We start from the raw sequence: 15,028 nt of genomic DNA, 5'->3' as shown, positions 1-15,028 counted from the left end.
CCTCCCGTCACACCGGCACCAAAGCTGTTGTTTCGGCGCGCCCTGGCCGTCCTGGCAGCATTTCTCTGTATGGCCGGTGTCAGCACCATTGCCCACGCCGATACTGCTGACGTGCAGACGGCATGGCGGCTGCTCGACTATATGGCGGTCGATTATGGCGGTGCTGTCAGCGGTGGACGGGTGAAGAGTCCTTCCGAATATGCCGAGATGACCGAATTCGCGGCGTCGGTGTCAAGCCGCCTCGCGGCTCTGCCGCCCACACCGGCGCGCGGACCGCTGATCGCCGGCGCAACCCGTCTCCAGGGTTTGATTGCCGCGAAAGGCACCCCCGAGGAAGTCGCCCGCATCGCCCACGGTCTCGCCGCCGATCTACTCAAGGCCTATCCGGTGCCCCTCGCGCCGAGCAAGGCGCCCGACCCGGCCCGGGGCGCCTCCTTGTTCGCGCAGAATTGCGCGAGCTGCCATGGCATGACCGGGGATGGGCATGGCCCCGATGCTGCAAAGCTCACGACGCCACCGATCGCCTTTAGCGAGGTGAAGCGCGCGCGGCAGCGCAGTCCCTTCGCGCTGTACCAAGTGATCGGTCAGGGCATTGACGGCACGGCAATGCAAAGCTTTGCGACCTTGCCGAGCGAAGATCGCTGGGCGCTGGCCTTCTATGCCGGTCGCTTCGCATTTCCCGATGGTCTTGCCAGTCAGGGCGAGCGGCTGTGGAAATCCGATTCCGACCTGCGGCACATGATCCCTGACCTGACGACGCTGGCGGGGCTGACACCCGAGGCGCTTGCGAAGACGATTGGACCTGCCAAGGCGGACGCGGTGATCGCCTATCTGCGCCGCCACCCGGACGCGGTGATCCGGCAGGCCCCCGGTTCGCTGACCATCGCGCGCGAAAAGCTGGCACAGAGCCTTGCCGCCTATCGTGGTGGCGACCGCCACGCCGCCCAGGAACTCGCGCTCTCCGCCTATCTCGATGGCTTCGAGCCACTCGAGCCGATGCTGACCGCGCGCGATGCAACGCTCATGGGGCATATCGAAAGCGCCATGGGCGAATTCCGGGCGGGGCTCCAGCAGGGGCGCCCCGCGGACGAGATCGCCACCCGCGTCCAGGTGCTCGACGGCCTGTTCGACGACGCCGATGCGGCATTGTCCCCCGACGCAGCGAGCAGCGCATCGACCTTCCTGGGCGCCTTTACCATTTTGCTGCGCGAGGGGCTCGAAGCCCTGCTGATCGTCGTTGCGATGATCGCCTTCCTGCGCAAGGCGGAGCGGCCTGAAGTGCTGCCCTACGTCCATGGCGGCTGGATCGGGGCGCTGGCGGCGGGCGCCCTGACCTGGGGAATCGCGACCTATGCGATCGGGATCAGCGGCGCGAGCCGGGAGCTTACCGAAGGGTTCGGATCGCTGTTCGCGGCCGTCGTCCTGCTCTCCGTGGGGATCTGGATGCACGGCAAGGCGCAGGCGGACCAATGGCAACGCTACATCAGGGAGAAGATGTCGCGCGCATTGTCGAAGCAGTCGGCCTGGTTCCTGTTCGGCCTGGCCTTCATCGTCGTCTATCGCGAGGTCTTCGAGACGATCCTGTTCTATGCCGCGCTCTGGACCCAAGGCAATGGCAGCATGATGCTGGCCGGCGCCGGCTCGGCGGTCCTGCTGCTCGGGCTCATCGCCTGGGCCATGCTGCGCTACAGCCGTGACCTGCCGATTGCGAAATTCTTCGCTTACAGTGCTTGGTTGATGGCGATCCTGACCATCGTTCTCGCCGGCAAGGGCGTGTCGGCGCTGCAGGAAGCCGGTCTCATCGATATCGCGCCGCTTGGCGGCGGAATCCGCATCTCCATGCTCGGCATCTTCCCGACCATGCAATCGATGGCCGCCCAGCTCCTGATGCTCATCGCGGTGTTCGGCGGCTTCATTCTCAACCGGCGCCGCGCCGCTGCTGCAACCGGCTGATGCGGGCTGCGCGAGCGAACATTATTTGCCTTGACCCTCTAGCAACTAGAGGGTGCATAGAGATGTTCATGATGTCTGTTCGAGTCTCGATCCATGGTCTGTAGCAGCTGCCAGTCGGACGCGCCGCCGGCGCCCGATCCGCGCTGGCGGCGTATGTTGTGGATCGCGCTCGCGATCAATCTGGCAATGTTTCTGGGCGAGATCGTCGCGGGTATCGCTTCGGGATCGCGATCCCTGCAGGCGGACGCACTCGATTTCCTGGGCGATTCCGCCAATTATGCGATCAGTCTCGGGGTCGCCGGCATGGCGCTGGGCTGGCGGTCGCGCGCCGCGCTGCTCAAGGGCGGTACGATCCTCGCCTTCGGCCTTTATGTGCTCGTCACCACGGTCCTTGCGGCGTTGGGCCGCGGCGTGCCGCAGGCAGAGACGATGGGGATCGTCGGGGTCATCGCCCTGATCGCCAACGGCAGTGTTGCACTCATGCTCTATCGCTACCGGAGTGGCGACGCCAATATGCGCTCGGTCTGGATCTGCTCGCGCAATGACGCGATCGGCAATCTTGCGGTCCTGCTAGCGGCAGCCGGTGTCGTCGGCACCGGTACCGCGTGGCCAGATCTTGCTGTCGCCCTGATCATGGCGGCCCTGGGTATCTGGGGTGGTCTGCAAATCATCAGCCAGGCCCGCGCAGAACTGCGCCCGAATCCGGCAAGTGAAGGTTCGGCACAACATTCTCTGGCCTCTACGAGCCGATAGTTGCTAGAAGGAGCGTAGATGCATCGATTGACGATCCTTTTTGCTTGCCTGGCCGTGTTCCTGTCCCTGGGGATCGGGTCGGTCACGCATGCAATGGAGCCGATCGTCTGTATCGATGCCAATAGCACTGCCGAGATTGGCCATGCCGATGGCGATGGCGACCAGGTACCCGCCGATAGCGACAAGGGCTATCCACACCATCATGGCAGTTGCCATGGCCATCATGTCGCAGCACCGCTGGCGAAGTCCGAACCCTTTGGACACGATTCAGCTGGATCCATCATGCGGCCCAGCCAGGCGATAGCCATGGCAACCGCGGCCGCTGACCCGGCGCTACGACCTCCACAAGCCTGACGATTCCCTAGCTCCCTCCGGCATTGACCGGTGGGCTCTCAAGGTTCGTCAGGAGTTCTTTATCCATGCATCGTGTCATCGCGGCCTTATTGGCCGTAACGTCCTGCGCGTCGATCGCGCAGGCGCAGACGGCCACATCGCCGCCGTCTGCCAATCAACCTGTCTTCACGCTGGAACGTGCCCGTACCATCGCGGGGGGTAGCTCCCCCAGTATCGATGCTGCGAGCGCCGACCTGCGTGCGGCTGGCGCTGCCCGCACCATCGCTGGCCTTCGGCCCAATCCTGAGATTCAGGTGCAGACGGAGAATGTCGCGGGGTCGGGTGATTATCGCGGCGTCCGAAGCGCCGAAACGACCGCGAGTCTTGCCTTGCCGATCGAGCTGGGCGGCAAGCGTTCGGCCCGCATCGCGGTCGCCGATTCCCGCAGCAATCGCGCTCGCATCGACGCAGCTATCGCGCTTGCAGACCTCAATCTGCGAATATCGCAAACCTATATCGAGGCGGCCGCCGCCGAACGGCGGGTGGACGTCGCACGCCAGCAAGCAGAGATCGCGGGTAATGCCTTCAGGGCGGCGCGCGTTCGCGTGACTGCCGGCGCGGGGGCACCGATCGACCAGCAGCGTGCCGACGTACTGCGTGTCAACGCCGAGCTTGGGTTGGAACGGGCGACCCGCGAGGCCCAAGTGGCACGCGGCAATCTCGCGCGCCTGATCGGTCAGCCCATCGATGGTGCGCTTGATCTGGCCTGGTTCGACCGTATCGGCGGCTACGGGCCGGTGATGACGATCGCGCCCGACGGAACGCTGGCGCTTGCCGCCGCCCAAGCGGACGTGAATACGGCCAGCGCCCAGGTTCGGCTCGCACGATCCCAGCGCATTCCCGACATCACGATCAGCGCTGGCGCACGTCGTCTCGCGCAGACCAACGACATGGCGGCCGTGGTGGGGATCGCCATTCCCTTTCCCGTCTTCAACAACGGTTCCGCAGCTGTCAGCCAGGCCCGGGCGGAGCAAGATCGCGCCGACGCCAATCGCAGGCTGGCGATCATCGAGGCCGAGCAGGCCATTGCAGGCGCGCAGGCCCAACTCGCCAATGCGGCGGCATCGGCCAGATCCATGGGCGGCCCTGGCCTTGCCGCGGCATTGGAGGCCGCGCGGATTGCCCGTGTCGGTTATGCCCAGGGCAAGTTCAGTCAGCTCGACCTGCTGGAGGCGGAAAGAACGCTTGCCGAGACACGCGCGGCGTTCACCGATGCCCTGGCAGCCTATCACGATGCCGAGGCTCGCCTTGAGCGACTGACCGCGCCCGCGCCTGAATTGCGGGAGCGCTGAGCGATGCTGCCATCCTCCTTAAAGCTGCGGTTCGCCGCGCACATTCCCTTCAAGACGGCACCTGCGCCGTCGATCGCCGGGCCATCGTGCCCAGGCCAGCCCCATTCCGGAGATATCCTATGATCCAAGACAAGCGCCTTCTGGGCGGCGTGGCGGGCGCCGTGTTGTTCGCCGCTGTCGGCGGTTTTACCGTCGCGCGCTGCACGAGCGATACCCCTGCGGCCACGACCGAAACCGCGGCAAAGGGCGACGAGGCTCAGGCCGATGCACCCGCCGATACGATCACGATGACTGCGGCCGCGATCAAGGATGCCGGGGTTGTCACCGAGACGATCACCGCAGGCGGGCTTGGGGCAGAGATTATCTCCCAGGCCGTCGTCACGCCGTCGCCGACCGGTGAGGCGATCGTGACCGCAAGGGCGGGTGGCGCCGTAACGCGTGTCCTGAAGAGGCTGGGCGATCCGGTTCGTGCCGGAGAGGCGCTGGCGGTGGTCGAAAGCCGCGATGCGGCACAGATTGCGGCGGACCGCACGGCCGCGGGCGCGAAGGCAACGCTGGCGCAGAAGGCGCTGGCCCGCGAACGCTATCTCTATGACCAGAAGGTATCCGCCCGGGTCGATCTGGAGACCGCACAGGCAGAAGCGGCCTCGGCCGCTGCAGAAGCGCGGCGAGCGGCGGTTGCAGCGGGTGCTGCCAACATCACGTCCGATGGTCGCGGCGTTGTCCTCGCCAGTCCGATCTCGGGTCGCGTGACCGCAATGAAGGTCAGTCTCGGAGCCTATGTACAACCGGAGACAGAGCTGTTCCGGGTCGCTGATCCGCGCCAGATCCAGATCGAAGCGGCGGTCGGTGCCGCTGATGCCGCTCGTCTCGAAGCAGGGGACAAGGCGATCATCGAACTCCCTGATGGCCGCACTGTCGATGCGCGGGTGCGGGCAGTAACACCCACGCTCAGCGGCGAAACGCGCGCTGCTACTGCGGTCCTGGACGTGACCAGCAGCCTGCTTCAACCCGGCCTTGCGGTCCGCGTACGGATGATTCCGAGCCGGAGCGTGACGTCCAATGCGATCGTCGTTCCCGAAGAAGCGGTGCAGTCCGTGGGCGGTCGCGACGTCGTGTTCGTGCGTACCGCCAACGGCTTCAAGGCGACGCCGGTGACGACCGGCCAGCGCAGCGCTGGCCGTATTGAAATCGCGTCGGGCTTCCCTGCTGGGCGGGCCATCGCCACCCGCAACGCCTTCTTGCTCAAAGCCGAGCTCGGCAAGGGCGCGGGGGAAGAGGAATGAGGCGCGCTACAGCCCTGCAGATCGTGGCAGGAAGCGCGGTCGGCTTTTTGACGTCAGCCTGCGCCAATAATCCGGCGCTCGCTATCACGCCTGAAGCGAGATCCGACAAATGGCTTAAAATCTGGAGCGTCCATGCCGAGGACGGCGGTGACACCGTTCTGGTTCACGGACTGGTCCGGCGCCCAGCATTGGCCCTTGGCATGCTTCATGGGCATCTGCACGTCGTGGCTCGTTTTTCAGATGGTCGCCCCGACGTAACCGCCGACACGCGCTGGAGCAGGATCGCCCCCAAGGGTTCACGCACAGGTTCATATGCCGTGCGCTTGCCGATCGCGGACGCTGCCGCTGTCTCCCACATCACCGTGTCCTACGCCCCAACCGCTGACGTAGCGGGCACGATCCCAGGAATGAACCCATGATCGCGAACCTTATGGCGCTATCCGTCCGCGCACGCTGGGCGGTCGTTCTCCTTTTTCTCGTCATCGCCGGCTTTGGCGCGTGGCAGCTGACAAAGCTGCCGATCGACGCAGTGCCGGACATCACCAACAACCAGGTCCAGATCAACACCGTCGAGCGCGGCCTGTCGCCGATTGAAATCGAAAAGCGCGTCACCTTCCCGATCGAGACTGCCCTGGCTGGCATTCCCGGCCTTGAAACGACCCGCTCGCTGTCGCGCAACGGGTTCAGCCAGGTATCGGCGATCTTCACCGACAAGACCGATCTCTACTTCGCTCGCCAGCAGGTCAGCGAACGGCTGACACAGGCACGCGATACGCTTCCCGAAGGTGTCCAGCCGCAGATTGGTCCGGTCACGACAGGCCTTGGCGAAGTGCTGATGTATTCGGTCGATTTCGCCAATCCCGGCGGGAAAGGCGCGACCGTTCGCAATGGCCAGCCGGGCTGGCAGTCGGATGGCAGCTTTCTGACCCCGGAAGGGGCGCGCCTGACCGACGAGGTGGGCCGTGCCGCTTATCTGCGCACGGTACAGGACTGGATCATCCGTCCGCAGCTTCGCACCGTAAAGGGCGTCGCTGGCATCGACTCGATTGGCGGCTACGCCAAGCAATATATCGTCGAGCCCGATCCGGTGAAATTGTCCTCCTACGGCATCTCCTATTCCGAACTCGCCAAGGCGCTGGAGGCATCGAACCTTGCAGTCGGCGCCAACTACTTCAATCGCGGCGGTGAGGCGTTCCTGCTCCGCGCGGACGCGCGCATTCGCGATATCGACGAAATTGCCGACGCCATCGTCGCGACCCGTGGCGGCTTGCCGATCGCGGTCAAGGACGTCGCCAATGTGAAGATCGGCGGCGAGTTGCGCACGGGCGCTGCGAGCCAGAACGGCCATGAAGCCGTCATCGGCACCGCGTTGATGCTGATCGGCGAGAATAGCCGCGTCGTCGCGCGCAATGTCGGGGAGAGACTGGACGGGATTGGCAAGTCGCTGCCGCCAGGGATCAAGGTGACGACGGTCCTCGACCGATCGAAGCTCGTCAACGCAACCGTCGCCACGGTTCAAAGGAATCTGATCGAAGGCGCGATCCTGGTCGCGGCCGCATTGTTCCTGCTGCTCGGCAATGTCCGCGCGGCGATCATCGCAGTCCTCATCATTCCCTTCTCGTTCCTGATGATGGCGATCGGCATGAATGCCTTTCGCGTGCCGGGTAACCTCATGAGCCTGGGCGCCCTCGACTTCGGCCTGATCGTCGATGGCGCGGTGATCATCATTGAAAACTGCCTGGCGCGGCTTGCCCACCGCCAGGAGCATGAAGGCCGGTTGCTCAACCTGCGCGAACGTCTCGAAGAGACGATGCGGGCGTCCCAGGAGATGATCAAGCCGACGGTGTTCGGCCAGGGCATCATCCTGCTCGCCTTCGCGCCGCTGCTCATGTTCACCGGCGTGGAAGGCAAGACCTTCTCGCCAATGGCCATCACGATCATGCTCGCATTGGTCGCGGCGTTCATCCTTGCGCTCACCTTCGTACCGGCGATGGTTGCGCTCCTGATCCGAGGCAAGGTCTCGGAAAAAGAGGTCTGGATCATCGCCAAGACCAAGGCGCGCTATGCTCCGTTGCTCGATAAGGCGGTGGCAAAGCCATGGCCGTTCATCGGCGCCGGCTTCGCTTTCTTCGCGGCGTCGGCATTGGTCTTCGGCTTCCTCGGGCAGGAGTTCATCCCCCAGCTCGACGAGAAGAATGTCGCGCTTGCCTCGACCCGCGTGCCGTCCGTGTCGCTTGAGCGGTCACTGGAGATGCAGCGCGAGGTCGAAAAGGCGGTCACCAGCCTGCCCGAAGTTGAGGTCATGTTCTCGAAAACCGGCACGGCGGAGGTAGCGACCGACCCGATGCCGCCGAACATTTCCGATGGCTTTGTGATCCTCAAACCACAGGAAGAATGGCCTGCCGGCGTCAATACGAAAGCCGACGTGCTCAAGCGGATCGAAGAAAAGTCGGGCGCGAAGATTGGCAATGCCTTCGAGGTCAGCCAGCCCATCCAGCTCCGCTTCAACGAGCTGATCGCGGGCGTGCGTGGCGATGTCGCGATCAAGCTGTACGGCGATGATCTCGACAAGATGGGCGTCACTGCGCAGGAAATCGTTCGTGCGCTCCAGACCGTTCCCGGCGCTGCGGACGTAAAGGCAGAACAAACCAGCGGTTCGCCAACGCTCGACGTGAAGTTCGATCGTGCGGCGATCGCGCGTTACGGCCTGACCATCGAGGAAGTCGCCGACACGGTTGCGGCCGCGATGGGCGGGCGTGAGGCGGGTTTGCTCTTTGAGGGCGATCGGCGCTTCGAGGTGACCGTGCGCGTACCGGCGGCCACGCGCGAAAGCCTCGATGCCCTGGCCGCGCTTCCTGTCTTGCTTCCCCAGGAAGCCAGCGGACACAGGGGGTCCGTCCCTCTCTCGCAGGTCGCGCAGTTCCGGTTCAGCGAAGGTTTGAACCAGATCAGCCGCGAAAATGGCAAGCGGCGTGTGGTCATCCAGGCCAATGTGCGCGGGCGTGACGTCGGGTCATTCGTCGCCGAGGCCCAGGCCAAGGTCGACAAGCTGGCCTTGCCATCGGGCTCCTATCTGGAGTGGGGCGGCCAGTTCCAGAACCTGCAAGCGGCGTCGCAGCGTCTCGCGATCGTCGTGCCGCTGTGCTTCCTGGCGATTTTCGGCCTGCTCTATATGGCGCTGGGCGGCCTCGCTCGGGCAGCGTCGGTGTTCCTCGCGGTGCCCCTTGGTCTCGCAGGAGGCGTATTCACCCTCTGGCTGACCGGCATCTCCTTCTCCGTTTCCGCCGCGGTCGGATTCATCTGCCTTGCCGGGGTCGCGGTCCTGAATGGCCTCGTCGTGATGACAGCGATCCGGGAGAAGCTGGAGGCGGGTGTCGAGCTGAGCCGGGCCATCATCGAGGGCACGTTCGAGAAAGTGCGGCCCGTCATCATGACGGGCTTCGTGCCGGCGATCGGCTTCGTACCGATGGCGCTCGCGCACGGCACCGGCGCCGAGGTGCAAAAGCCGCTCGCAACCGTCGTGATCGGCGGTCTGATTGCGGCGACGATCCTCACCCTGCTCGTGCTGCCTGCCATTTCGAAGGTTGTATTGGGCTTGGGCGAGCGGATCGGTCGCCGGCCTGCAAAACCGCACGATGAAGCGACCCCGAATGCCTCGCCAGCAACGGCCTGAGAGAGAGGACAAGAAGATGAACGAACAAGCAAAATTGCTGCGCATCTACACCGACGAAGCCGCTTACTTCGGCGACCGCAAGGTATTCGAAGTGGTTGCGACGCGCGCGCGTGACGCGAAAGTGGCCGGGGTGACGGTGCTTCAGGCATTGGTCGGCTTTGGCCGATCAGCACATGTCCACCGCCGTCATGTCCTCGAGGATGATCAGTCGCTGGTTATCGAGATCGTGGATGAGGACGCACGGCTCCGGGCCTTTGTCGCTTCGCTCGCCGATGTGACCGGCATTGGCCTCATGACCCTGGAAGTCGTCGAGATCGTGGGGGGCGAAGCTGCAAGCTTCGCCCCGAGCGACACGCCGGGAGAGGCGCAATGACCGAAAAACTGCGCCTGGAATTGCCGCTCCTCTTGCCCGAAGTCGATGACACGGCCGATGGCTGTGTGGCACGTCTCGTGGCCAATCTGAGCGCGCGGGAGGGTGTTCGCGAGGCACATGTCGTCGCGGCAGAAGGCGATGCACCGGCAAAGCTTTGTGTCCATTACGACCCGGATTTCCTGTCCTTGCCGCGTATTCGTGAACTCGCGCAAAGCGAAGGCGCGAAGATCACAGAGCGATTTGGACATCTGCGCTGGAACGTCGAAGGGCTCTCCAACCAGCGCCGCGCGCGGACCGTCGCGGAACGACTGCTCCGCACTCCTGGTATCGTCGAGGCCGATGCATCCGCTGCTGGCGTCGTGCGGTTGGACTTCGACCGTGAGGCAATCTCAGAGAGCGATGTTCGTCGTCTGCTCGGGGAAATGGGCCTCGGTGTCCGTGCCGAGCCGGGGAGGGCACCACAATCGCCCGCGACGACGGACGCTGCCGGCGCCCATGCCGGCCATGATCATGGCGATGAAAAGGGTCATGAGGGGCATGACCATGGCGCGGGCAAAGAAGGCGAGGGCCATGATCACGCGCATGGCGGGATGATATTCGGCGCAAACACCGAGATCATCTTCGCGATACTGTGCGGTCTGTTCGCAGCGGTCGGTTTCGGCGTCGAAAAGCTAACCAACGCTCCGACCTGGATACCGATGGCTGCCTACATTCTGGCCTATGGCTTGGGCGGCTATTTCACGCTGCGCGAGGCGATCGACAATTTGCGCATGAAGCGGTTCGAGATCGATACGCTCATGCTGGTTGCCGCCGGCGGCGCAGCCGCGCTGGGTGCCTGGGCAGAAGGCGCGCTGCTGCTGTTCCTGTTCAGCATGGGGCATTCGCTCGAACATTATGCGATGGGCCGGGCCAAGCGTGCCATCGAGGCGCTCGCCGAACTCGCGCCTCAGACCGCGCTGGTACGGCGGGACGGGCAAACCCGGGAAATCCCTGTCGAGGAGCTTGCGGTCGGCGACATCGCGATCGTCAAGCCCAATGAACGCATGCCGGCCGATGGGTTCGTGGTGGTCGGCACCTCGAGCGTGAACCAGGCGCCGGTCACCGGCGAGAGCATGCCGGTGGACAAACGACCGGTCGATGATCCCGCGGGCGCTGCGGCGCAGCCTGACAAGGTTGCGGCGGCGCATCGGATCTTTGCAGGGACGATCAACGGCGCGGGCGCTATCGAGGTGCAGGTCTCCCGCCTGTCCAAGGACACGACGCTTGCCAAGGTCGTGCAGATGGTCGGCGAAGCTGAGGCACAAAAGTCGCCGACCCAGCGCTTCACCGACCGCTTCGAGCGGATCTTCGTGCCCGCCGTTCTGGCGCTCGTCGTGCTGTTGCTGTTTGCCTGGGTGGTGATCGACGAACCCTTCCGTGACAGCTTCTATCGCGCCATGGCGGTGCTGGTGGCTGCCAGTCCCTGCGCACTCGCGATCGCGACGCCCAGCGCCGTGCTCTCGGGAATTGCGCGGGCCGCGCGCGGTGGCGTTCTGGTCAAAGGAGGAGGGCCGCTCGAGAATCTTGGAACCCTGCGGGCCATCGCTTTCGACAAGACGGGAACGCTGACCGAAGGCCGGCCCCAGATTACCGATGTTATTCCCGCCGACGGCGCCACCGAAGCGGATTTGCTGCGCATTGCCATCGCCGTTGAGAGCCTGAGCGATCATCCGCTCGCCGCCGCCGTTGCTTCTGGCGGTCGTGCGCGGCTCGGCGAGGTGGCGATCCCGGCCGCTACCGACCTGCGCAGCATCACGGGTCGGGGTGTCCAGGCGATGGTCGAAGGGGAGGCGGTTCACATCGGCAGTCCCAAATTATTTGGAGAGGTGGACGGTGCTCCGTTGCCGGAAGGGCTGCGCGATGCCGGTGTGAAACTTGAGGAGACGGGCCGGACAACGATGATCGTCCGCAGGGGCGAGCGCTATCTTGGCGTGATCGGGCTGATGGACACGCCCCGTGCCGCTGCCGTCGCGACACTCGCCCGGCTGCGCGAGCTTGGTATTACCCGCATGATCATGATCTCGGGCGACAACCAGCGTGTCGCCGACGCGATCGCGAAGCAGGTGGGACTGGATGAGGCCTGGGGCGATCTCATGCCCGAGGACAAGGTCGGAGCCATCAAGAAACTGAAGGCGCAGGACAAGGTTGCGATGGTCGGCGACGGCGTCAACGATGCGCCGGCCATGGCCAACGCGACCGTCGGCATCGCCATGGGGGCAGCGGGATCGGATGTCGCGCTCGAGACGGCCGACGTCGCGCTTATGGCGGATGACCTCGCGCATTTGCCGTTCGCGGTTGGCCTCAGCCGGCAGACAAGCCGGATCATCCGGCAGAATCTCTATATGAGCCTTGGTGTCGTCGCTGTGTTGCTGCCGGCAACGATCCTTGGGCTCGGCATCGGTCCGGCGGTCCTTGCGCATGAAGGATCGACGCTGGTCGTCGTGTTCAATGCACTGCGGCTGCTTGCTTTCAAGGATCGCGATCATGTTTGAGGTGGAGCATGTGACGTGCCTGTCGACGTCACCGCTGCGTGTGTGGACGGCGGTGTCCGACCTTGGCGGCTTTGCGCGGTGGCACCCGTTCATCCGCCTGTCGGGCGTTGCCTCTGAAGGTAGCGCGGTCGGGTACACGTACTACACCACCTGGCTGCGCAAGCCCCTGACGGCGCCTGCGACGATCACGCGCTTCCGCAAACCCGCGGCAATCAGTTGGAAGACAGGGCTGCGGGGCCTGATGATGCTCGAGGAAACCTATCGGATCGACGCAGTTTCCTCTGGGACTGAGATCCGTCACACCACGCGCTGCTGGGGCCTCGTTTCGATTCTGGCTGCGCGCAAGATGAAAGGCCGCATTCTGGGCAGCATGAAGGAATCGGACCGGGCTCTCGAGCGCTACCTCAGACCCGGCTCCCCGGCCGCGCGACCGCTTTCGCGCGGCGATCGCCGCGTTGCCAAACGGAAGTCGCACTAGGTGCTCGTCGCGTCTAAGGAAATTGGGCCGGCAGTGAAGCAGGTGCCACGACGCTTGAGACCTTCAGGGGCTTCTCTCGTGGTCGCAGCCCTGATTATATTGGGCGAGGCAGGCTGCTCCAGCCAGGCACCCTCGTCCAATCCGCACGACGAAGATCATTTCGCCGGGACAAACCCGCAGATCATCGGGCGTCACATCTATGGATGTGACGACGGTGCGCAAATCACCGTCGACTTCCTTGCCGATGGCCTGACCATCGAGATGCGCAGCACGGCTGGCGGAAAGCCGGTACGGCTCAGTGCCCCGGGGCAAGGGCTTCAGTATATCGGCGATCGGATCACGGCCGATGCAACGGGCGGGCAGATGACGATCAACCGTCAAGGCCATCCTGCCCAAGCCTGTCGTCGGATCTAGGGCTCGCAGGAGAACGAATATGCTGGCGCTGCAATATACGCTCATTCCGGTGCTGGCGGTAATCCTGGGCTCGATATGGGCAAGCTGGCGCCAACCGAGCCCTGGATTCGTCAGCGCCATGCAGCATCTTGCCGCTGGCGTGGTGTTCGCGGCCGCCGCCGCGGAAATATTGCCGCAAGTCATGCACGAAGCATCTCCGTTGGCGACCTTCATCGGCGGTGCGCTCGGGGTCGCTGTCATGCTGTCGCTGAAAGGCCTGGAAGGGCGGACCAAGGGGCCGGTTGCGATGTTGGGCGCGATCGGCATCGACATTCTCATCGATGGACTCGTGCTCGGGCTGGCATTCATCGCGGGTGCCAAAGCTGGCCTTCTGTTGACGATCGCGCTCACGCTCGAAGTGCTGTTCCTCGGATTGACGGTGACAGCCGAACTCGGGGAGACGGTGCGCTCCAGGCGCAAGGTGATCGCCATCACGTTCGGACTGGCGTTGCTCCTTCCGGTTGGCGCACTGGTCTCGACCCCGGTCGCTACCTTTCCGCCCGTGGTCATCGCGGGCTTCCTGAGTTTCGGCCTCATGGCCCTGCTGTATCTGGTCACCGAGGAACTGTTGGTCGAGGCCCATGAGCGGCCCGACAGCCCGCTCATCAGCGCGATGTTCTTCGTCGGCTTTCTGGGCTTGCTGCTCATCGAGGAGATTATTGGTTAGGACGATCCGCCAGCAGATCATCACTGCCGAGCGCTATTTCGTAGGAGTACAGGCTTCCTGGTGCCGACACCGCAGAATAGTCTGGCCGTCTTCGCCCTCCGTCAAGCCGGCGGTTTGTGGACCGCGTGCCTGCAGCGCTTAAAGCCTCGACTGCGATGGAATATAAGCATGTTTCGGGAAGCGGATGCTCTCAGCCGATACGTCCGTCTGGCGGCCCGTCGCGTTGTGTCGAAGGATAACAGCAGCTATGTTGTTGCGATTGATTCGCAAGTTTGGGCATAAGCCAGATTGGGGGATCGACCACGCGCTGACGCCGCCGGTCGCGCTACCTCAGATGATGGACGCTTCCATGCCCAATGAGCACATAATATCGCGGCTCTCTCGTGCTGGTCGGATTCTCAGGACCGATGGGTTTTGGCGCGCACGGCGCAAGTGCTGGGACCATCCTGACCGGATGGCGAGGCGGCTGTGCCGACGAAGCCCGTGAAGGATGGTGCCACTTTACCCCGTCGCGGGGAGGGCGGGCCAGGCGGTCCATCTGTGGGGCGGAGCCTTGCGGTTGCCGGCGCCCCGTTCCGGTCCGCCCACATCGCGGACGCGTCTCTCGACCGTCTGCGTACTTTGCTCGAAACAGAATATGATTTGCTGCTCGTCAGGCTCAGCGGTGCGCTGCGATCGCCAGATGCCGCGACTGAGGCGCTCCACGACGCCTATCTCAAGCTCGAGAGCGGCCCCGTCATAGGGGAGGTCAGAAATCCACTCTCTTATCTCTATCGGATGGCCATCAATCTGGCGAAAAACCGGCGACGTCATGAAATGCTGTTCACGCCCGCCGATGCCGCCGCAGTCGTTGATCTCACCGACGATGCGCCGGATCCCGAGCGCGCGGCGAGCGCAAGGCTTGCTCTGGATCGAGTGCTCGACGCGCTTGAGACCCTGCCAGCCCAGAGGCGCGACATCTTCCTGGCGGCCTGGCGCGACGAGAAGACGCAGGTCGAAATCGCTGCCAAATTCGGGCTCCACAAACGTACCGTCCAGAAGGAACTGGCGCGCGCGGAACGGCATCTGCGGACCGCGCTTTGTAACGAGTCTTCCTGCGAACCTGCATCTCCCGCCGGCACGCTACGTTAGCATCGGAGCAATCTGACCGCTGACCGCAGCGCGCGGACGATGCGC

General features: G+C 64.2%; 12 protein-coding genes. All 12 read left to right on the top strand.

Features of this window, described 5'->3' with window-relative positions; all coding sequences use genetic code 11:
- The first annotated feature begins 69 nt into the window (after positions 1 to 69).
- The 12 genes from WC729_RS16110 (at position 70) to WC729_RS16055 (ending at position 14,983) form a co-directional block, all read left to right on the top strand.
- Positions 70 to 1,953 (top strand): FTR1 family protein, encoded by a 1,884-nt coding sequence (locus WC729_RS16110; protein ID WP_372854542.1) that lies wholly within the window; start codon positions 70 to 72, stop codon positions 1,951 to 1,953.
- Between the two features lie 93 nt (positions 1,954 to 2,046).
- Positions 2,047 to 2,706 (top strand): cation transporter, encoded by a 660-nt coding sequence (locus tag WC729_RS16105; RefSeq protein WP_372854540.1) that lies wholly within the window; start codon positions 2,047 to 2,049, stop codon positions 2,704 to 2,706.
- A gap of 18 nt (positions 2,707 to 2,724) precedes the next feature.
- Positions 2,725 to 3,060, top strand: a complete 336-nt coding sequence (locus WC729_RS16100) for a hypothetical protein (protein WP_372854538.1) — start codon at positions 2,725 to 2,727, stop codon at positions 3,058 to 3,060.
- Between the two features lie 65 nt (positions 3,061 to 3,125).
- On the top strand, positions 3,126 to 4,391 hold the full coding sequence (locus WC729_RS16095) for a TolC family protein (RefSeq protein ID WP_372855472.1): 1,266 nt from the start codon (positions 3,126 to 3,128) through the stop codon (positions 4,389 to 4,391).
- A 119-nt stretch (positions 4,392 to 4,510) separates the two neighbouring features.
- Positions 4,511 to 5,677 carry an efflux RND transporter periplasmic adaptor subunit gene (locus WC729_RS16090; RefSeq protein ID WP_372854536.1) on the top strand — a complete coding sequence of 389 codons (1,167 nt, stop codon included), beginning with the start codon at positions 4,511 to 4,513 and terminating at the stop codon, positions 5,675 to 5,677.
- 415 nt (positions 5,678 to 6,092) lie between these two features.
- Entirely contained in the window at positions 6,093 to 9,350 is a 3,258-nt protein-coding gene (locus tag WC729_RS16085; protein ID WP_372854534.1) for an efflux RND transporter permease subunit, read from the top strand.
- Positions 9,351 to 9,366: 16 nt separating this feature from the next.
- Positions 9,367 to 9,723, top strand: coding sequence for a DUF190 domain-containing protein (locus WC729_RS16080; RefSeq protein WP_130752799.1), 357 nt, complete (start codon positions 9,367 to 9,369; stop codon positions 9,721 to 9,723).
- On the top strand, positions 9,720 to 12,254 hold the full coding sequence (locus tag WC729_RS16075; RefSeq protein WP_372854532.1) for a heavy metal translocating P-type ATPase: 2,535 nt from the start codon (positions 9,720 to 9,722) through the stop codon (positions 12,252 to 12,254). Before WC729_RS16080 ends, WC729_RS16075 begins: the two co-directional genes overlap by 4 nt.
- Complete coding sequence (locus tag WC729_RS16070) at positions 12,247 to 12,732, top strand: SRPBCC family protein (protein WP_372854530.1); 486 nt, start codon at positions 12,247 to 12,249, stop codon at positions 12,730 to 12,732. Before WC729_RS16075 ends, WC729_RS16070 begins: the two co-directional genes overlap by 8 nt.
- A 78-nt stretch (positions 12,733 to 12,810) precedes the next feature.
- Positions 12,811 to 13,146 carry a hypothetical protein gene (locus WC729_RS16065; RefSeq protein WP_372854528.1) on the top strand — a complete coding sequence of 112 codons (336 nt, stop codon included), beginning with the start codon at positions 12,811 to 12,813 and terminating at the stop codon, positions 13,144 to 13,146.
- Between the two features lie 19 nt (positions 13,147 to 13,165).
- On the top strand, positions 13,166 to 13,852 hold the full coding sequence (locus WC729_RS16060) for a ZIP family metal transporter (RefSeq protein WP_372854526.1): 687 nt from the start codon (positions 13,166 to 13,168) through the stop codon (positions 13,850 to 13,852).
- A 642-nt stretch (positions 13,853 to 14,494) separates the two neighbouring features.
- Complete coding sequence (locus tag WC729_RS16055) at positions 14,495 to 14,983, top strand: RNA polymerase sigma factor (RefSeq protein WP_372854524.1); 489 nt, start codon at positions 14,495 to 14,497, stop codon at positions 14,981 to 14,983.
- Positions 14,984 to 15,028: the final 45 nt, after the last annotated feature.

Origin of the sequence: Sphingomonas sp., assembly GCF_041661825.1 — a bacterium.
Lineage (GTDB): Bacteria > Pseudomonadota > Alphaproteobacteria > Sphingomonadales > Sphingomonadaceae > Sphingomonas.
This window is presented reverse-complemented; position numbering and strand designations above follow the sequence as displayed.